Source organism: Mariniphaga anaerophila, assembly GCF_900129025.1.
In the GTDB taxonomy this organism is placed as follows: domain Bacteria; phylum Bacteroidota; class Bacteroidia; order Bacteroidales; family Prolixibacteraceae; genus Mariniphaga; species Mariniphaga anaerophila.
The window spans coordinates 572,778-591,775 of record NZ_FQUM01000001.1 but is presented as its reverse complement, the minus strand read 5'-3'; the positions used below and the strand labels follow the sequence as shown (position 1 = coordinate 591,775).

Genomic DNA, 18,998 nt, shown 5'->3' with positions numbered 1-18,998 from the left:
CAATATTATTATTTTTGAAACTTCTCTTGAAAACCAGATAGAAATTAGAATATTTAATAGAATTTTTAAAAATAACAAAAAATGAAAAGAGTATTTATAGTAATGGCGGCCCTCCTTTTGTCGGTTTTTTCTTTTGCTCAGGATGCAGCTGAAAAAATCAATCAGGCCAATGAAGCATTAAAAGCAGAGGATTACGCCAAGGCATTCACGCTTTACGATGAGGCAATGAAGAATATTGGTGACGTGCAGGTTGAACCGGCAATTAATTTTAATATCGGTTTTGCTGCCTATAAGTCTGATAATTTGCAGGGAACTATCGAATATTTAGATAAAGCAATTGAAGCCGGGGTTAATGTTTCAAAAAGTTACGAGTACAAGGCTTTGGCTTACGGCGATAAAAAAGATTTTAAAAGTGCCGTTGAAAATTATGAAAAAGCCATTGCGGCTGACGAAGAAAAAGACCCGTCTTTGGTTTTCAATGCTGCAATTGCGGCTTACCGTGGCGAATTGCTCGATAAAGCAGTTGAGCTTTTCAGCAAAAGTGTAGAAAGCGGATACCGTGGCGAAACAGCATTGTTCTACAAAGCAATGACGCTGCGCAAGCAAAATAAAGACGACGAATACAAAGCAACACTGGAAAAAGGTGTAGCAAAATTCCCCGGAGACGATAAAATTTCATCGGCTTTGGCCAATATTTATGTTTCCGAAGGAAATGATATTTATAAAAAAGGTGTTGCCATTTTAACTGCAGCAAACGGAAAAGTAAGCAGCGGTGCAATAACTACTGCCGACGATGCTTATACTGCCGAAGTTGAAAAAGCTAAAACTGAATTCAAGTCTGCCGTTGAAGTTCTTGAAAAAGCAAAAGCAATTGATGCAGGCAACAAAAATGCACAGAAACTAATTGATGCATGTAATGCTGTTCTCGAAAGCTAATTGAAAAATATATTAACGAAAGAGCCGTGTGTTAAATTGCACGGCTCTTTTTTTGTCCTTAATTTAAATGTGTATTAGTATAGATGTTTAAATATCATGACAATATTTCTTAGTAATTGTGTTGTTTTATGACTAATTGTCTTGATTGTGCCGCTTTTTTGCTCTGAAAAGTAAGTTTTGCTGGTTGGAACAGGTTTTGATTTGTTTTTTTCGTGAACATGAAAACAAAGAATATAAATAAAAATTTAGGAGGAAAAAACATGAACTTAGTAAGATTTCACCATCCGTACAGCAGCAGCGTTAACCAGAATTTGGTAAATGATTTATTCAATAATTTGCTGCAAAACGATTACGACGAAAATTACGTGAACGATTGTAACTGCAAGCCTGCTACCAACATTTTGGAGACTGAAAAAGATTTCAGATTGGAGTTACAACTTGCCGGTTTTAAGAAAGAAGATGTACAAATGAGTTACCACGAAAATGTTCTTACCGTAAAAGTTGAGCTTCCAGAAGAAAAAGAAAACAACAACGATAAATTCAAATACGAGCAACGTGAATTTGGTGTGTACAGCTTTGAAAGGAAATTTAAAGTTCCAAAATTTGTTGATGCTGAAAAAATTGAAGCTCATTTCGAAAACGGCATTTTGGAATTAGTTCTTCCGAAAAAAGAAGAAGCCCGCGTAAAACCGCCGGTCGAAATAAAAATTGGGTAATTGCACATAACAAATAAAAGAAGGATAGGTAAAAGGTTCGGCATTGCGTCGAGCCTTTTTTTTGTGTCCCCGGCCAGTTTTTTTCTTTTTCAAAAGGAATTAAGTGTTATTTTTACTCTTTTAAAAACTACTGAAACAAAAGCCAATATCATGTTTGAACTTTTCAACGAGCGTCTTTTTCTAGCGGCCCTTATTTGGGAGAAATATCCTCTTTTTGAATTTTTTCGGCATAAATAATGGCGGCGAATAAACATAATGCAGACACAATAAAATCAATAAAATGAGCGAAAAATACACTATTGGACTGGACTATGGCACTGATTCGGTGCGATCTTTAATTGTTAATGTGGAAACAGGCGAGGAAGTGGCAAGCGCAGTTTACGGTTATCCGCGCTGGAAGCAGGGATTGTACTGTAACGCGCCGGAAAACCAATTTCGGCAGCATCCCAAAGATTATCTGGAAGGTTTGGAATTTACAGTAAAAGAAGCGCTGAAACAAGTTGGTGAAAACGTGGTTGAAAATGTAGTTGGAATTTCTGTGGATACAACAGGTTCTACTCCGGTTGCCGTTGATGAAAAAGGAATGCCGCTTTCGTTGACGCCCGGTTTTGAGGAAAACCCGAATGCCATGTTCGTTTTGTGGAAAGACCACACCGCAATGCAGGAAGCGGAAGAAATAAACAAATTGGCGCGTCAGTGGAAAATTGATTTTACGAAATACGAAGGAGGAATTTATTCGTCGGAGTGGTTTTGGGCGAAGCTTTTGCATGTGATTCGCAACGATGCGGGAGTTTTTCGTGCTGCCTACTCGTGGGTGGAGCATTGCGATTGGATTCCTGCGCTGTTAACCGGGAATACTCATCCGAAAACATTGAAGCGCAGCCGTTGTGCAGCAGGTCATAAAGCAATGTGGCACGAGGCTTTTGAAGGACTGCCGTCTGAGGAGTTTTTAACTGCACTTGACCCAATGCTGGCCGGATTGAGGCAACGACTTTACAAAGAAACGTTTACCTGCGATGTTGCCGCCGGTACACTATCTGCTGAATGGGCACAAAAACTGGGTTTGCCGCGAGGCGTTGTGGTTGGAGTTGGCGCTTTCGATGCGCATTTGGGAGCAGTTGGTGCAGAGATTGAACCTTATTATGTTTCGAAAGTGATGGGAACTTCTACCTGCGATATGTTGATTGCACCGATGGAGGAGGTAGGCGATAAACTGGTAAATGGCATTTGTGGTCAGGTTGACGGTTCAATCGTTCCGGGGATGCTTGGTCTGGAAGCCGGACAATCGGCTTTTGGTGATATTTATGCTTGGTTTAAACGGTTGCTGGAATGGCCGCTGAAAAATGTTTTGGCGGAGTCTGATTTGTTGGATGAACAAACGCGGGAAAAGCTTATTGAAGAAACTTCGGATAAAATAATTGCCAAATTGAGTGCCGAAGCAGAAAAAATACCACTGGAGGAAAGCGGAATTGTGGCGCTGGATTGGATGAATGGTCGCCGCACGCCCGATGCCAATCAAAGCTTGAAAGGTGCCATTGCCGGACTTAATCTAGGGTCAGATGCTCCACGCATTTTCCGTGCGCTTGTTGAAGCAACCGCTTTTGGTTCAAAAGCAATTAACGATCGTTTTGTGGAAGAGGGTGTTCGGATTGACGGCGTGATTGCCCTTGGGGGTGTTGCGAAAAAATCGTCGCTTGTAATGCAAATAGTGGCAGATGTGTTGAATATGCCCATAAAGGTTGCCCGCTCTGAACAGGCGTGTGCGCTGGGTTCTGCCATGGCTGCGGCAGTAGCTGCCGGTGTTTATGCAACTACCTCGGAGGCTCAGAAGAAAATGGGTGGTGGCATTGAAAAAGAGTACTTGCCAATTCCCGAAAATGTTGAAAAATATAAAGTTCTCTACGAGAAATATAAAAAGTTTGGGAAGTTCATCGAGTTTGATTATTAAAAAAGTGAACTCCTTTTAACCTGTTATCGGGGAAAAACTCCTTTCCGGTAGGCTGTTTTGAACCGTTTTATCAGCATATTTTTCGTTCTGTTTCAGTAGTTAAATTTGTTCATTTATAATGATTTATGCTTTAATTTGTGATGTAGAAAAGATAGAAGTAGAAGTTCTAAGAATATGATGAAGGAAGTTTTTTCCATTACAAATCCGAGATAGAGAGAGAAAAGGTGATTAGACGTTTGAAAAACTACTGCAGTTGTGCGGTAGTTTTTTTTTGTTGCAAGGTTTTCAGAGGTATTCGATTTCTACATGCTTGAAAAATTTGTTGGTTAGTATTTTCATGATGCGTTTTACCACGAATTTTCGCAGTTCCAGTTCAATGGGTTGTTCCGGATCCTGGTGAGCCCAGTTAATGCGCGTTCCCAAAATTATTTCAATACTGTCGTGTTGCAGCAGCAGCCTAACTACTTTCTCTGCAGGGTTGTCCTGCAGCCGGGTTTCGCTGTTGTAGCTTTCCAAAATTTCTTCCACTTTCCCGAGGGTCAGAATACCTTCGGTAACCATTTCAAACCCTTCCATATTTGAAACCTGAGGCAGCGTTTCCGGGTTTTTTGCAATATGTTCTATTTCTACCGGGATATCCAGCTCCCGGGCAATTATTTCGGCAGTGGTTCCACCGCAAATAATTTTTTTTCCGTCGAAGCTCTTTATTCTGTCGGCAAAATCGTAGTCTTTTATTTTGTAAAACGGAGGCCCGGTAATAAGCATAAATTTCCGGGGTTCTCTGAAATAAATCACTCCGCAGGTGGTGTCGTCTTTCACTTCAAAATCGTCGTTCATGCTGGCCTGATTGGAGATTTTTCGGGCAAGTTTTGCTGCTGAAATATTGGGCATGCGGTTTGCCTGTGTCAATGCAAAATTGTAAACATTTTCAATCCCCCATCCCATGGGATAACGGCTTCCTCCCAGTCCGGACTGCACAATGCCATCACTCAAAAAAATGATACGGTCTTCTTTTCGGGCGATAAATTCGCGACAACGCAACAGCTTTCCTATGTTTTCGCGGCCGCGCACTTCCAGCTCATATTCTTTGGGTTCGAACAACTTTCCATTGCGGATTATTAAAACCGGAGGGTTGTCGTAATTGATAATTCGAACTTGTCCGTCGGTTTCTACCTCAATAATGGTAAAGGTTGCATAACTTTCTTTTCCGTCGCTGCTTTTGGGCAGTGCTTCCATAATTATGCGTGCTGATATTTCGGGCTTGGTATGAAACCGCGTGTATTTTAAAGCCATGGTAGCGGTGAGCGTTGCAAGTACACTGGCTTTTATTCCGTGCCCTATTCCGTCGCTTAAAACCAAAATGGTGCGGCCCTCTTCTTTAAAAATATCAGACATAAACGCGTCGCCACAGGCAATTTCGCCTTTTGGCCGCTTTTGCTGAACGTCTATTTCTACGTGGTAGTTGAGGTTATTGGTCGTCACCATATCTGTACGATTGAATGATTGAGTTAAGCAATTCTTCTGTTTCTGCCGCATTTTCGCCCAGCAGGTGAGCAATTTTTTGTACTGTGTCGATGTTTTGTTCTTTAATCCGGTGGGCCCGGTTAATTATTTCATCCCGCACCAGCAGTGGTGCAGACATGTCGCGGATGACGGCACCAACCACTTTTTGTTTGTATAACGTTACTACCGAAATGTGCAAAAGCTTGTTACTGAATTTGATGTCGCGTTCCAGCATTTCTTCGCCCGATGCCATGATGCTGGAAAGCATTTTGAAAATTACTTCGGGCACGAGTACTTCCACATCGGCACCTTTTAATCCGGGGATGGTTTCGTAGAGTTCAGAGGTTTCTTCGCCCATGAGTTTTGCAAAACTTTCGTTTGAATCTACCACTTTGTGTTCTTCGTTCATCATAAGAATTCCCACGTTGATCTTGTGCAACATGTGCGAAGAAATCTCCATCGATTCCTGTGCTTTTTCCAGGCGCATTTCTGTTTTTTTCAGCGTGGTCACGTCGTTTATGGAACCCACAATTCCCATTACTTCTCCGTCGTTGCTTCTTATTACAGCTTTGTTTATAACCACATCCATTCGCGCTCCGTCTTTGTTGCGAACCTGGGTTTCGTATATCTGAACATCAGGATTGGCAAGTAGTTCCTGGTCTTTGTGGTAATAGATTTCAGCCATGTGTTTGGTGTGAATTTCGAAAACCGATTTGCCGATAATTTGCGAACGCGGCGTTCTGGAAAATTCTTCGTGCGCTTTGTTGCACATCTGATAAACTCCTTTTAAATCTCTGTAAAAAATCGGGATGGGCAGGGCATCAAACACTTTTTGGTAAATTTCAGGATCTTCGATGTTGCCGGGAAGAAAGGATTTCTTGTCGTAGATCATTTTTTAGTTCTTTTCGGGTTCAAATTCAATCCGAAAATTAGCGAATAAAAACCTTATTTACATTCATTTTAAATCTATTTAAAAACAGGAATTTTTGATATTTGGCATAATTTGGACTGATTCTTCAGCTATCTTTGTAAAAAGAGTTTATAACCAAAAAATTACTTCTAACCGTGAAAATCAGTGAAATAATCAAATATGCTGACGCGCGTATTGTATCCGGTTCGTTGGCAACTGATAAAGACCTGGAGAAAGCGTTCAGTTCAGATTTAATGAGCGATGTGCTCACCCTCGACGAAGAGAGTATTCTTTTGATAACCGGACTTGCCAACCTTCAACTGGTAAGAACCGCTGAAATGGCAGATATTCAGGCTGTGCTGCTCGCCCGCGGAAAACCGGCTTCTGCCGAAATGATTGAACTGGCCAAAGAAAATGGCCTCGTGTTGCTGGAAACTCCGTTTTCCATTTACAAAGCCAGTGGAATTTTATATGCAAAAGGATTAAAAGCGGTGTATTAATGGCGCTCGAACTGGCATTTAAAATATCAGGTGGTGATTTTTCCAATGCAGGAAAAGCCTCGAGCCGAATAAAAAAGGTTTTGAAGCAGCTGAATATTGATGCTAAGAGCATAAAAAAAATTGTGGTAGCTATTTACGAAGCCGAAGTAAATGTGGCTGCCCATGCCTGGAAAGGCGAGGTGAAAGCAACTGTGGGGGAAGAAAATATTTTGGTAGTGGTGTCAGATTGCGGGCCCGGAATTGAAAATATCAGTCTTGCAATGAAACCGGGGTTTTCAACGGCTTCAAAAGAAGTGCGGGAAATGGGTTTTGGCGCAGGGATGGGATTATCAAACATAAAAAAGAATACCGACGAACTGAATATTGAAAGCCGGAAAGGCGAGGGCACAACCTTAACATTCAGGTGCTATTATTAATGGACAGAAACACAAAATATCATGCCTTAAAAGTGGATACAGAAAAATGTTTTGGCTGTACCCACTGCATGAAAAGTTGCCCTACCGAAGCAATTCGGATTGTCGACGGCATTGCTGTTATTGATGCAGGCCGCTGCGTGGATTGCGGCAACTGTTTGCGGGCTTGTCCGGTTGATGCAATTTACGTGGTACACGACGGGCTCAGCCAGATAGAGTCGTACAAGTATCGCGTGGTGTTATTCCCCTCGGTTTTTATTGGTCAGTTTGCCGAAGTTTATTCTGAAGGGCAAATTTACGAAGCCCTGCTGAAATTAGGATTTACACATATTTTTGAGGTGGAGCAGCCCGTTGAGTGGCTGATGGAATCAATAAAAGAAAGTCGTGATGAGGTGACAGACGGACCGCTGATTTCTTCATTTTGTCCGGCCATTGTTCGGCTAATTCAATGCAAATACCCTTCGCTGGTAAACAATATTTCGCACCGGAAAGCGCCCCACGATTTGGCCGCTCACTTTGCCATCCAGCAATTGAAGGCGCAGGGGGCTTCTGAAACCGAAATCGGGATTTTTTATATTACGCCCTGTTCTGCAAAAATGGCCGCGGTAAAACAACCGGTTGCCGAAAAGAAATCGATTGTTACCGGTATTATTAATATGAAGGATTTGTACAACCGGATTATGAAACTGATACCGAAACATGAACATATCGATACCACTGAGTTCAGGAAATACCTGAGTAAAGAAGGCATTTTATGGTGTTTGCCGCGCGGAGAAACCTCGTGGTACCGAAAAAAAACCATGGCCATCGACGGTATTCATAATGTGGTGAAGTTTCTTGAGCGACTGGAAAATAACGATGTTCCTCAATTTGATTTTTTGGAATTGAAATCGTGCAACCAGGGATGTGCCGGCGGAATTTTGCTTACCGGAAACCGGTTTCTTACGGTGGAGCGTTTGCAAAAAAGAGCCGCGCGTTATCCGCGTGCCAACCAGATCACAACAGCCGAATGGAATAAGGAAGATGTAAAAGAAAAGCTGATTTCAGAGAAGATTGAGCCGAGGCCGGTGTTTGTTCTGGATGAAAATCGGGTTCGTGCGCTGGACAAAATCCAGAAGATGAATAAAATTTTGTGTCAGCTTCCGGGAATTGACTGCGGGGGATGCGGCGCTCCCAACTGCCACGCCCTTGCCGAAGATATTATTTTGGGAAAAGCACGGATGTCGAGTTGTGTTTTCCTTCAAAAGAAATATGTAAAAGAACAAAAAATAAAACCAGAGAAGGCTTATCAAAACCTGGAGAAAATCTGGGGCGAAAAGCGCTTTGATGCCGACTGTAATAAAAAAGGAGGAAGAAATGAAGGTTTCTGAATTGGTAAAAAAGTACGAGCTGAAAGTTTTTGCCGGAGAGCAGGGACTGGAAAATGAAATTTCAGGCGGATATGTTTCCGACCTGCTGAGCGATGTTATGGGAACGGCTGCGGAGAACGAGGTTTGGATTACTTTGCAGACGCACCAGAATGTAATGGCCATCGCATCGCTGAAAGATTTGGCTGCGGTTATTCTGGTGAAAGGGCTGGAGCCAAACGAAGATACACTGGAGCGGAGCAGGGAAGAAGGAATTCCGCTGCTGGGAACAACTATGGGAACTTTTGAAATGGCCGGAAAACTGTATGCAGATTTGGCCGGAAGCTAAATTATCAGATCGAGAGAATTCAGATCCCATTGGAATTTCTTCTGTTGCCATAAAAAACTTAAAATTTTAAACAGATGAACAAATACAGGGCAGATTTACATATTCACACGCTGCTGTCGCCCTGTGCCGAATTGGAAATGACACCGCAGGCCATTGTTGAAAAGGCAAAATCGTCTGGTCTGGAAATAATCGGAATAACTGACCATAACTCGACCAAACATGCTCTTTTGGTAAAAGAATTAGCCGAGAAAGAAGGTATTTTTACGTTAACCGGGGCAGAAGTTACCACCCGCGAAGAAGTGCATTGCCTCGTGTTTTTTGAACATCCGGAGCAATTAAAACTGTTTCAGCAATTTATCGATGATAATATTACGCCAGTTCCCAATCCTGACGGATATTTTGGGTACCAGCCGGTAATTGATAAAGAAGAAAACATTATGGAGATGGTGGACTATTTTCTGCCGGCAGCATTAAAAGCAGGAATTGATGAAGTTGCCAACCGTGTTTACGCGCTGAACGGCATTTTTATTCCGGCGCATATCGACCGGCCTGTAAACGGATTATTGAACCAACTGGGGTTTATTCCACCATCGTTAAAGTACGATGCTTTGGGGCTGTCAAGGCACGGTTCCGAAAAACATGTTAAAGAACATTATGTTATACAAAACAAAACCACCTTCATTCGCAATTCAGACGCTCATTTTCCCGAACAAATTGGCGAAATTTACACCGTCTTTAATCTGGAGAGAGTTAGTTTTTGTGAGATAAAGAAAGCATTGAATCAGCAAGATAACCGCTTTTGTGAATTATTATGAAGACCATTTCAGAACACGTGCTCGATATCGTTCAGAACTCGGTGAGAGCAGAAGCAACATTGATTGAAATCATTGTTCGGGAACAGCGTAAAAATAATCTTTATACTCTCGAAATTATCGACAATGGTTGCGGAATGACCCGGGAAGTTTTGGAGCAGGCAACCAATCCGTTCTTTACATCGCGAAGTACCCGAAAAGTAGGGCTGGGGTTGTCGCTCCTGAAACAGAATGCAGAAGCTGCCGGAGGCTCGTTTATCATTTTTTCGGAACCGGGAAAAGGCACAAAAGTAGAAGCTGTTTTTCTGCTTAACCATTTAGACCGGCCTCCTTTGGGAGACATTTGGGACACGTGGTATTTAACGTTGCTGAGCAATCCGGAAATCCGGCTGGTATATACACATCAAACCAATGAAGGTTCTTTTTCAATAGACTCGCAGGAGGTTCTGAAAATGACAGATGGCATTCCGCTTCAGCAAAAAGAGATGAGGGAGGCAATTTTAGAAATGATTAAAAATAACCTGGAAGAGATAAACACAAGTAAGTAGAATTAAAAAATAACCGTTTCAACTATGACTAAAATAAAAACACTGGCAGATCTTCGGAAAATCAAAGAAGAAGTTCAGTCCAAAATCAAGTTAAGGGAGAACAGCGACCATCCGGAACAGGTGGTACAGGTGAAAGTAGGCATGGCAACCTGCGGAATTGCTTCGGGTGCAAAAGAAACCATGAAGTATTTTGTGGATGAGCTGGAGCAGCAGGCCATCGATGCAGTGGTTACCCAAACCGGTTGCATGGGGTACTGTTATGCCGAGCCCACCGTGGAAATTACCCTCCCGGGAAAAGAACCGGTGGTTTTTGGCTATGTAAACAAAGATAAAGCCGAAGAAATTATTGACGTTTATATTAAACGCGGTGCACTTATCGACGGTATTATCCCATTGGCATTCAGAACTATTGACGATTAAAAAAACTTCAACTAATCAGTTATGACCGATTATAAAATGCATCTGCTGGTTTGCGGTGGAACCGGGTGTAAAGCTGCAGATAGTGATGAAATCAGGAATTCATTAAAGTACTGGATTGAACAGACTGGCATGGAAGACGATGCGCAGGTGGTGTTTACCGGCTGCTTCGGATTCTGTGAAAAAGGGCCTATTGTTAAGGTGTTGCCCGGAAATACTTTTTACGTGGGGGTTCAGCCCGGAGATGCCGAGGAAATTGTAAAAGAGCATCTGGTGAAAGGACGGCCGGTTCAGCGCTTGCTTTATACCGATCCGGTAACAAAAGAGGAAATAAGCGACTCCAAAGGAATGGAGTTTTACAAAAAACAAATGCGCATTGCTTTGCGAAATTGTGGGTTTATCAATCCTGAAAATATTGAAGAATACATTTCCCGCGACGGGTACATGGCGCTTGGAAAGTGCCTGACAGAACTGTCGCCGCAAGAAGTTATCAGCGAAATAAAAGAATCCGGGCTGCGCGGGCGCGGAGGTGGCGGTTTTCCTACCGGTTTAAAATGGGAAATCACCAACAAATCGGAAGCCGACCAGAAATACGTTGTGTGCAATGCCGATGAGGGCGACCCCGGTGCTTTTATGGATCGTTCCATTTTAGAAGGCGACCCGCATTCAATTATCGAAGCCATGGCAATTTGTGGCTATTGTATTGGTGCCGACAAAGGATTGGTGTACATCAGGGCTGAATATCCGCTGGCAATTGAGCGCCTGAAGATCGCATTAAATCAGGCACGCGAGTACGGGTTGCTCGGAGAAGATATTTTGGGAACCGGGTTCAATTTCGACATCAGTATCCGGTTGGGAGCCGGTGCTTTTGTTTGTGGCGAAGAAACTGCACTGATTCATTCCATGGAAGGGCTGCGTGGCGAACCTACTTTTAAGCCGCCATTCCCTTCTGTGTCAGGTTATCTGGGGAAACCAACCAATGTGAATAATGTAGAGACGTTTGCCAACGTTCCGGTTATTATTAATAAAGGTGCCAACTGGTTCAATAAAATAGGTACTGAAAAATCTAAAGGAACTAAAGTATTTGCGCTGGCCGGAAAAATCAATAACATCGGGTTGATTGAAGTTCCCATGGGAACCACCTTACGCGAAGTAATTTACGATATTGGCGGCGGAATAAAAGACGGCAAAGAGTTCAAATCTGTTCAAACCGGAGGGCCTTCGGGAGGATGTTTGACCAAAGATTTTTTGGATACGCCTATCGATTACGACAACCTGATTGCTGCCGGCTCGATGATGGGATCCGGTGGGATGATTGTGATGGACGAAGATGACTGCATGGTTTCCATTGCAAAATTTTACCTGGAGTTTACCCTCGAAGAATCCTGTGGAAAGTGCTCACCGTGCCGCATTGGGAACAAGCGCCTGCACGAAATGTTGGATAAAATTACCAAGGGAGAAGGGGAGGAGAAAGATATCGAAAGGCTGAAAATGTTGAGTCATGTGATTAAAGACACTTCTCTTTGCGGCCTGGGACAATCGTCGCCCAACCCGGTATTGTCTACCATTGCAAATTTCGAAGATGAATATTTGGCGCATGTCAACGAGAAAAAATGCCCGTCGGGGCAGTGCAAAGACCTGCTGAAATATGAAGTTGTTGAAGATTTGTGTACCGGATGTACATTGTGTTTCCGCAATTGTCCGGTGGGAGCGATTACCGGCGAGCGCAGGCAACCGCATTATATCGACCAGTCGATTTGTATTAAATGCGGAGTGTGTTACTGGAAATGTAAATTTAATGCGATTAAACTTTCATAGAACTGAAAACCAGATACAATGGATACAATACAATTAACCATAGATAATAAGCCGGTAGTCGTTAAAAAAGGAATTACCATTCTCGATGCGGCGTCCAGCGTGGGCATCCATATTCCTACGCTTTGCCACATGAAACTGGATGATTTGAACATTGAGAACCGACCCGGCGGATGTCGGATTTGCGTTGTTGAAGTAGAAGGCCGGAGAAACCTGGCGCCTGCCTGCTGCACTGAAGTGGCCGACGGCATGGTCATCAATTCGCATTCGATTCGGGTAATAAACGCCCGGCAAACTGTGCTGGAACTCATTCTTTCTGACCACCCGGCTGATTGCCTGATTTGCGCGAAGTCGGGTAAGTGCGAGTTGCAGGATATGGCTCATCACCTGGGAATTCGGGAAATTCATTACAAAGGCGAGCAGTCAACTTATAGAGAAGATACTTCGCCGGCCATTATTCGCGATGTGGACAAGTGCATTATGTGCCGCCGTTGCGAAATGATGTGCAACGAGGTGCAGACAGTTGGTGTGCTTTCTGCCATTAATCGCGGATTCAATGCAGTTGTATCGCCGGCATTCGAGATGAATCTCGACCATTCGGTGTGCACCTATTGCGGACAATGTGTGGCTGTTTGCCCTACAGGTGCTCTAACAGAGGTGGATCAAACCGCACAGGTGGTGAGGGCGCTTTCTGATCCTACAAAAACAGTGGTTGTGCAAACTGCACCTGCGGTTCGCGCGGCGTTGGGAGAGGAATTCGATATGGAGCCCGGAACGCTGGTTACCGGGAAACTGGCAGCTTCTCTTCGCCGATTGGGCTTCAACTATGTTTTTGATACCGATTTTGCTGCCGACCTTACCATTATGGAAGAGGGAACCGAAATGCTGAACAGGCTTTCCCGATTTCTGGAAGGCGATAAAAATGTGAAACTGCCTATTTTGACTTCCTGCTGCCCGGCCTGGGTGAAGTTTTTTGAGCACCAGTTTCCGCAATTAAATGACATTCCGTCTACTGCACGGTCGCCCCAGCAGATGTTTGGCAGCATTGCAAAAACTTATTTTGCCGAAAAAATGGGAATCGACAGGGAAGATTTAGTGGTAGTTTCAATTATGCCCTGCGTTGCAAAAAAATACGAGTGCGGTCGCGACGAATTTAAAGTGAATGAAAATCCGGATGTGGATTATGCCATTACGACCCGTGAATTGGCCGGATTGATTAAACTGGCTAACATCGACTTTAATAAATTGCCCAACGAAGATTTCGATTTGCCTTTGGGTGAATCAACCGGTGCCGGAGTGATTTTTGGAACAACCGGTGGTGTAATTGAAGCAGCGGTGAGGACTGCTTACGAATTGTACACCAAAAAGCCACTTCAGAAGCTCGATTTCCACGAATTGCGAGGGATGGAAGGAATTCGCCATGCAACCATTGATTTTGCAGGTTTCCCGCTAAAAATTGGTATTGCCCATGGTTTGGGTAACGCCCGAAAGTTGCTTGAAAAAATAGAGTCGGGAGAAAGCGAATTTCATGCCATTGAAATAATGAGTTGTCCGGGCGGTTGTATTGGTGGCGGCGGCCAGCCCTACCATCACGGCAATGCCGAAATTTTGAAGAAACGCCAAATGGCTCTTTACCAGGAAGACAGCAATAAAACCATACGCAAGTCGCACGAGAACCCGTACATTATTCAGTTGTACGAAGAATTTCTGGGAAAACCAATGAGCGAAAAAGCTCACCATTTATTGCATACCGAGTATTTTGACCGAACATAAAAATTTACGCCATGCCAAAAATAAAATTAGCAGATAATACAATCAAGGTAATAAAAGATGTTTGTGCCGAGTATAATAACAGCGAAGGTGAGCTGATAAATGTTCTGCACAAAGTTCAGCATAAATTGGGGTATCTTCCGGCCGAAGTGCAGGAAGTAATTGCCAAAGAGCTGAAAACATCTGTAGCCAAAGTTTACGGAGTAGTTACTTTTTACAGCTTTTTCTCGATGGTTCCGAAAGGAGAATTTCCGATTTCAATTTGTATGGGAACTGCCTGTTATGTGCGTGGTGCCGAGCAGGTACTGAATGAATTTAAACGACAGTTGAAAGTGGAGGTTGGTGAATCAACCGGCGATGGTATGTTTTCGCTAAATTGCCTGCGCTGCCTTGGGGCATGCGGCCTTTCTCCGGTGGTAATGGTTGGCGAAAAAGTTTACGGCAGGGTTGCGCCTACCCAGGTAAAGCAGATTATTACCGACTACCGCGACGGTTGTGGCTCTTCCGATTCGTCGAAGACTGCATGATTCATAATATTGAAAAAGGAAACCGGAACTGTGAAATTCCGGTTTTCTTTTTTTTGAGTTTATGGATGTAAAATTTGTTAACTCCTACAGAACTGAAAACGCTCTTAAATATTGAATGTTGGAAAAAATTCGATGGCTATTTTTCCTTTAGTTTTTCCTTGAAAACTTTCCTGAATTTTTCCACCTTGGGAGCTACTACAAACTGGCAATAGGGCTGGTTTTTGTTATTATTAAAATAATTGACGTGGTAGTCTTCAGCTTTGTAAAATGCTTCAAAAGGCGTTACTTCTGTTACAATCGGGTCATCGTAAACTTTCTCTTTTTCAAACAGCTCAATTACCTTTTTTGCCGTTTTCTTTTGCTCTTCGTTGTGATAAAAAATTGCAGAACGGTATTGCGTTCCAATATCGTTTCCCTGCCTGTTTAAAGTGGTAGGGTCATGCGTCATAAAAAACACCTCCAGAATTTCGGAAAAACTTACCACTCTGGGGTCGAATGTAATCTGAATTACTTCCGCATGGCCGGTTCGTCCGGTTGTAACTTCACGATATCCGGGGTTTTTAACGTGCCCGCCACTGTACCCGGACGCAACGCTTTCTACTCCCTTCATCTGCAAAAAAACTGCTTCAGTACACCAAAAACAGCCTCCGCCTAGCGTTGCTTCTTCCAACGCGTTATTTTGTTCCAAAAAAGTATTCATAATTAAACCGGTTATTAAAAACAACAGCGTTTTCATTTTTTAATTTTAAAACGTGAAAATACTCTCTTCTCAAATTCCCACGCAAACCTGAACTGCCCCAGTAATGTGCCTATTACGAGAAAAAGAACCTGATAAGCCGGGAAAACAATAAGTACGTATAGCGGAACTTTTATCCAAAGGCTTGTGTCACCTGTTATTCCTATCCAGTCGAAAACAAATCTTCGCACTACCAGCGATGCGCTTCCTGTTACTGAAAAAGCAATAAATATGAGAACAAGCTGAAAATTATTTTTGATGTTCCACTTTTTCTTTAATCTTTCAAACATAAATTTTTTCCATTTCCTGTATCCAATAACAACAAAAGGCTGGGCTTGTTTGAGCTGTTAATTTTTTGCGGCCCGTTTTCTGCTTACAACCGCACTGTAATATGCAATAACAGAGAACGCTACTGCCGGTACCCAAAACGCCATTTTTATACTGCCCGACTGGTCGGAAACAATGCCTTGTATTTGTGTGAGCACTGCTGCTCCGGCAATTGCCATAATCATTCCTGCACCGCCAATTTTGGTATCATCGCCAAGGCCGGTAATTCCCAACCCGTAAATGGTCGGAAACATCAGGCTCATGCAGCCGGAGATTCCTACCAACGCATAAATTCCAATCCAACCGTTTCCGTAAATGGTAATCAGGCTAAATGTGACAGCCAGCACTGCGAGAGTTGTAAGCAATGTTCGTGGCTGAAAATATTTCATCAGTCCGGTAAATGTGAACCTGCCGATTACAAAAAGCAGCAGCGACAAAATGTAGTATGTAGCGCCGGCCTGTTCTGCAGTGCGTGGCAGAAACGCCCGGATTCCAATCGCTTCGGAGAAACTGTAAAAGCCTGCTGCCAGTGGTTCGATGTTTCTCAACCGGGCAATAATTTCGTCGGATGTGGCGCTTTTTCCGAGTTCTGCCACCAGGGAATCAAGTTGTAGTTGCTGCATCGCGTACCTGATAATAAATGACCATACTGCAATTTGAGCACCAACATAAAAGAACTGCGCAATTATTCCCCATATGTAATTTTTGTTTTTAATCAGCCGGCCAAATGTTCCTTTGAAATCAAGTGTTTTGTCGTCCTCTTTGAGGTTTGGCATCCGGGTAAACCAAAATGCGGCCAGCAGCACCAGCATTACCAAACCCAGCCCCACGTATGTCATGGTAACGGCATTCAGTTCTGCTCCCTGTATTTTTATGAGTTCCGCTGCCGGAAGTTCCGCCCGTTCCTCGGCACTAAGGGTGTTCAGTTGCGACAGCACAAACACCTGGCTCAGAACCACGCCCGTAATGGCGCCAAAAGGGTTAAACGACTGTGAGAAATTGAGGCGTCTTGTTCCTGTTTGTTCCGGCCCGATTGCGTAAACGTAGGAGTTGGTAGAAGTTTCGAGAATAGAAAGGCCTGCAAAAAGAATGACCAAAGCCAGCAGAAACATCATAAAACTGATGTTGATGTTTACACCTGCCATTAACATGGCCGGGTAAAACACGAACGTGCCAAGTGCATACATGGCAAGCCCCAGCATTACGCCCGATTTGTACGTGTATTTTTTTATAAAGAGCGCCGCTGGAATGGCAAAACCACCGTATCCAAAAAGATAACAGGCCAGTTGAATCCAGGCTGTTTTGGAATCGGAAAGGCTCATGATTCGTTTAAAAGCAGCAAGCATGGTGTCGGTTAAATTATTAGGAATGGCCCATGCAAAAAACAGTGACGTTAGCAAAATAAATGGCCAGACAATTCCCCTGGGAATAATTCGATGGTTTTCCATGTGGTGTTTTATTTGTTTAGAATGATAGTTTTTTCCCGAGCCGTTGGTAGTTTATTTCGGTTAGTTTACTTCCAGATCCTCCCATGCGGGTAATTCAGGAAAACCAGCATGCGGTTCTGCCTGGTACCAATATGTAACGGAAGAGATGTCTGATTTCTGAGGCAGGTATCTTCCGCCGTGGCGCCATCCCAAATCCTGGATGGTAACTTTCAAATCTTTTTTAAACCGGATTGGGTCAAGAATATGCCAGCGGTAAAGCCCGAAACGCTGCTGCGATTTGTAGGCTCCGTCGGGTCTTATTACCTGGTGCAATCCGGCGTACGGCGTATTAAACTCTTTGTACTGGCCGTCACGGTCAAAGTTGTACGAGCCGCAAAAATAATCTTCGGTACCGGTGCCGCAGATGGTCGGAAACTTTCCGTCGCCATCAATAAAAAACTTGATTTCGCCTTCGCCCCACCATCCGTTGTTATTTACTCCCCACGCCATGTAAACGCCAACAAACTGGCCTTGTCCTTTAACATTGTCAATAATTGTATAATCTGAGGTTGTATTTGGGTTTGTCCTTCTGTACTGTGCATGAAAATAGGCAGCGTCATCAGGTATTTTAGTGAGCGTGTAATCAACCTGGTAATAGAGGCGCATTTCATCTTTGTCGTTGACATTTTCCATGGTGATTTTGCATTTTTTTCGGAAAGGCATTTGCCAGTAGCAATTGAATGCACTCCCAGGGTTGACGCAAACAGCCAGCGAACTCAACGGCGCGTATTGGTTCCAGCCCATGGCAAAAAAGTCGCCCACGGGAACTTCTACCGATGGCGTTTCTTCATCGTCCCAGTAAAAGCGAAGGATAGAGAATTTCCAGTTTCCTGTCGGAGTCATCCAAATGTGTTGGATGGCACCCGGCCCTTCAATTTCGGCCAGCGTAAATGTTTCTCCGGGTTTGATGCGAATAAACGGGTTGACTTTCCATCCCTGACCCAGGTCGCGCGCTGCGTGCGAAGCATTGGCAACATTCAGCTGGTCGCCTTCTCCGGGAATGGCCATCCCACCTTTCCCTTTTTCCCCGGTAAAGTTTTCGGGACTGATGGAACGGGTTTCAGCGTTTGACATGCGGAAAAGATTTCCCATGTTCATGTTTAGTCCGTCAAAATCTTTTTGAGAATATGCTCCAAAAGAGAGAAAAAGAATTATCGCCAGAAAGATAGCTCTATTCATGTTTTATAAGTTTGATTAATGAATTGAGCTAAGTTAGCTTTTTTTGTGTTTTGTTACACAATCAATTGCGGTTAGATTTTGGAGGGTGGGGAATAAGCTTGCGGTTACAACTGGTGGGTTTGGAAGATGATAAAACCGTAAACGGCAAATCGAATCAACCGAAAAACGGCATAGCGGAGGAATCGTCCGGAAGGGTACCCTGCCGAACCAACCAGCAGGCAAACTGCCGACCAGGGGAGCGGAGTGAGTGCAGCTACAATTATTAAGAAAATGCCGTACTTTCTTAACTGCGGCCACGATTTTTTGAGGTATTTAATGCGTACATACCTAAATACGGTTTTCTTGTAGATGAACTTTCCTATTAAAAAAGTTACGTAACCCAAAACATAGGAAACTATTGCCAGAAAGGCTACAGTCAGCGTGTAGCTTAGTACGCCACCTTTGTTAAAAGCCCAAATCATAAACAGTTCGGGAGGCACAATGCCAAAGAAAAATTCAGATGCAAAGTAGATGAGGTAAATGATTAACGGACGGGCGTAAAACTGTTCTACCCATGCATCAGGTGCTTTGGAAATGAAAAATTCGTTAACAAAGAAATAAATTCCCAGGAGAACAACAAGCCACAAAATTCCACGTAGCCCATTGTTCAAAAGAAATCGCATTCTTGAACTGAGTTTCATTGTTTTCACCGTTTTTTAAAACAGGGCGAAAAATACAACAATTTTTGATGTTAGAAGTATTTTAGTTCAGATTTCGAGT

At 43.4% G+C, this 18,998-nt stretch carries 20 protein-coding genes; 13 read left to right on the top strand and 7 right to left on the bottom strand.

From position 1 onward, the window contains the following. Nucleotides 1–81: 81 nt before the first annotated feature. The 3 genes from BUB08_RS02360 (at nucleotide 82) to BUB08_RS02345 (ending at nucleotide 3,600) form a co-directional block, all read left to right on the top strand. Nucleotides 82–936, top strand: a complete 855-nt coding sequence (locus BUB08_RS02360) for a tetratricopeptide repeat protein (protein ID WP_072998549.1) — start codon at nucleotides 82–84, stop codon at nucleotides 934–936. Between the two features lie 260 nt (nucleotides 937–1,196). Next, a complete protein-coding gene (locus tag BUB08_RS02355; protein ID WP_072998890.1) occupies nucleotides 1,197–1,652 on the top strand; it encodes an Hsp20/alpha crystallin family protein in 456 nt (151 codons plus the stop codon). Nucleotides 1,653–1,932: 280 nt separating this feature from the next. Beyond that, on the top strand, nucleotides 1,933–3,600 hold the full coding sequence (locus BUB08_RS02345) for a ribulokinase (protein WP_072998545.1): 1,668 nt from the start codon (nucleotides 1,933–1,935) through the stop codon (nucleotides 3,598–3,600). Between the two features lie 285 nt (nucleotides 3,601–3,885). On the opposite strand, the gene BUB08_RS02340 is transcribed toward BUB08_RS02345, so the two are convergent. Continuing rightward, nucleotides 3,886–5,085, bottom strand: coding sequence for a SpoIIE family protein phosphatase (locus BUB08_RS02340; RefSeq protein WP_072998542.1), 1,200 nt, complete (start codon nucleotides 5,083–5,085; stop codon nucleotides 3,886–3,888). Then, a complete protein-coding gene (locus tag BUB08_RS02335; protein WP_072998540.1) occupies nucleotides 5,069–5,995 on the bottom strand; it encodes a PAS domain-containing protein in 927 nt (308 codons plus the stop codon). The genes BUB08_RS02340 and BUB08_RS02335 overlap by 17 nt, the downstream gene beginning before the upstream one ends. A 173-nt stretch (nucleotides 5,996–6,168) precedes the next feature. Between BUB08_RS02335 and BUB08_RS02330 the strand changes: the two genes are divergently transcribed. From BUB08_RS02330 to BUB08_RS02285, 10 genes are all read left to right on the top strand, one after another. Continuing rightward, entirely contained in the window at nucleotides 6,169–6,513 is a 345-nt protein-coding gene (locus tag BUB08_RS02330) for a hypothetical protein (protein WP_072998537.1), read from the top strand. Then, on the top strand, nucleotides 6,513–6,929 hold the full coding sequence (locus tag BUB08_RS02325) for an ATP-binding protein (RefSeq protein ID WP_072998535.1): 417 nt from the start codon (nucleotides 6,513–6,515) through the stop codon (nucleotides 6,927–6,929). The genes BUB08_RS02330 and BUB08_RS02325 overlap by 1 nt, the downstream gene beginning before the upstream one ends. A 32-nt stretch (nucleotides 6,930–6,961) precedes the next feature. Continuing rightward, nucleotides 6,962–8,296 (top strand): [Fe-Fe] hydrogenase large subunit C-terminal domain-containing protein, encoded by a 1,335-nt coding sequence (locus tag BUB08_RS02320; RefSeq protein ID WP_175549924.1) that lies wholly within the window; start codon nucleotides 6,962–6,964, stop codon nucleotides 8,294–8,296. Then, complete coding sequence (locus tag BUB08_RS02315; protein WP_072998532.1) at nucleotides 8,283–8,621, top strand: DRTGG domain-containing protein; 339 nt, start codon at nucleotides 8,283–8,285, stop codon at nucleotides 8,619–8,621. Before BUB08_RS02320 ends, BUB08_RS02315 begins: the two co-directional genes overlap by 14 nt. Nucleotides 8,622–8,695: 74 nt before the next feature. Continuing rightward, the gene (locus BUB08_RS02310; RefSeq protein ID WP_072998531.1) at nucleotides 8,696–9,436 is read left to right on the top strand and encodes a PHP domain-containing protein; all 741 of its coding nucleotides are present in this window, start codon (nucleotides 8,696–8,698) and stop codon (nucleotides 9,434–9,436) included. Beyond that, nucleotides 9,433–9,981, top strand: a complete 549-nt coding sequence (locus BUB08_RS02305) for an ATP-binding protein (protein WP_083570523.1) — start codon at nucleotides 9,433–9,435, stop codon at nucleotides 9,979–9,981. Before BUB08_RS02310 ends, BUB08_RS02305 begins: the two co-directional genes overlap by 4 nt. Before the next feature lie 24 nt (nucleotides 9,982–10,005). Next, a complete protein-coding gene (locus tag BUB08_RS02300; RefSeq protein WP_072998527.1) occupies nucleotides 10,006–10,401 on the top strand; it encodes a (2Fe-2S) ferredoxin domain-containing protein in 396 nt (131 codons plus the stop codon). A gap of 21 nt (nucleotides 10,402–10,422) precedes the next feature. After that, nucleotides 10,423–12,216, top strand: a complete 1,794-nt coding sequence (locus BUB08_RS02295; RefSeq protein WP_072998526.1) for an NADH-quinone oxidoreductase subunit NuoF — start codon at nucleotides 10,423–10,425, stop codon at nucleotides 12,214–12,216. Nucleotides 12,217–12,234: 18 nt separating this feature from the next. Next, entirely contained in the window at nucleotides 12,235–13,986 is a 1,752-nt protein-coding gene (locus tag BUB08_RS02290; RefSeq protein WP_072998524.1) for an NADH-dependent [FeFe] hydrogenase, group A6, read from the top strand. An 11-nt stretch (nucleotides 13,987–13,997) separates the two neighbouring features. Beyond that, nucleotides 13,998–14,510, top strand: coding sequence for an NADH-quinone oxidoreductase subunit NuoE family protein (locus BUB08_RS02285; RefSeq protein WP_072998522.1), 513 nt, complete (start codon nucleotides 13,998–14,000; stop codon nucleotides 14,508–14,510). Between the two features lie 136 nt (nucleotides 14,511–14,646). Here the strand turns inward: BUB08_RS02285 and msrA are convergent, their stop codons facing one another. From msrA to BUB08_RS02260, 5 genes are all read right to left on the bottom strand, one after another. Further along, the gene (msrA, locus tag BUB08_RS02280) at nucleotides 14,647–15,246 is read right to left on the bottom strand and encodes a peptide-methionine (S)-S-oxide reductase MsrA (RefSeq protein WP_072998521.1); all 600 of its coding nucleotides are present in this window, start codon (nucleotides 15,244–15,246) and stop codon (nucleotides 14,647–14,649) included. Continuing rightward, a complete protein-coding gene (locus BUB08_RS02275; protein ID WP_072998519.1) occupies nucleotides 15,243–15,536 on the bottom strand; it encodes a DUF6787 family protein in 294 nt (97 codons plus the stop codon). The genes msrA and BUB08_RS02275 overlap by 4 nt, the downstream gene beginning before the upstream one ends. A gap of 57 nt (nucleotides 15,537–15,593) precedes the next feature. Beyond that, nucleotides 15,594–17,021, bottom strand: a complete 1,428-nt coding sequence (gene fucP, locus BUB08_RS02270; protein ID WP_072998518.1) for an L-fucose:H+ symporter permease — start codon at nucleotides 17,019–17,021, stop codon at nucleotides 15,594–15,596. A 60-nt stretch (nucleotides 17,022–17,081) separates the two neighbouring features. After that, nucleotides 17,082–18,239, bottom strand: a complete 1,158-nt coding sequence (locus BUB08_RS02265; RefSeq protein ID WP_072998516.1) for a glycoside hydrolase family 172 protein — start codon at nucleotides 18,237–18,239, stop codon at nucleotides 17,082–17,084. Nucleotides 18,240–18,343: 104 nt separating this feature from the next. After that, complete coding sequence (locus tag BUB08_RS02260; protein WP_072998515.1) at nucleotides 18,344–18,919, bottom strand: YqaA family protein; 576 nt, start codon at nucleotides 18,917–18,919, stop codon at nucleotides 18,344–18,346. Nucleotides 18,920–18,998 lie beyond the last annotated feature (79 nt).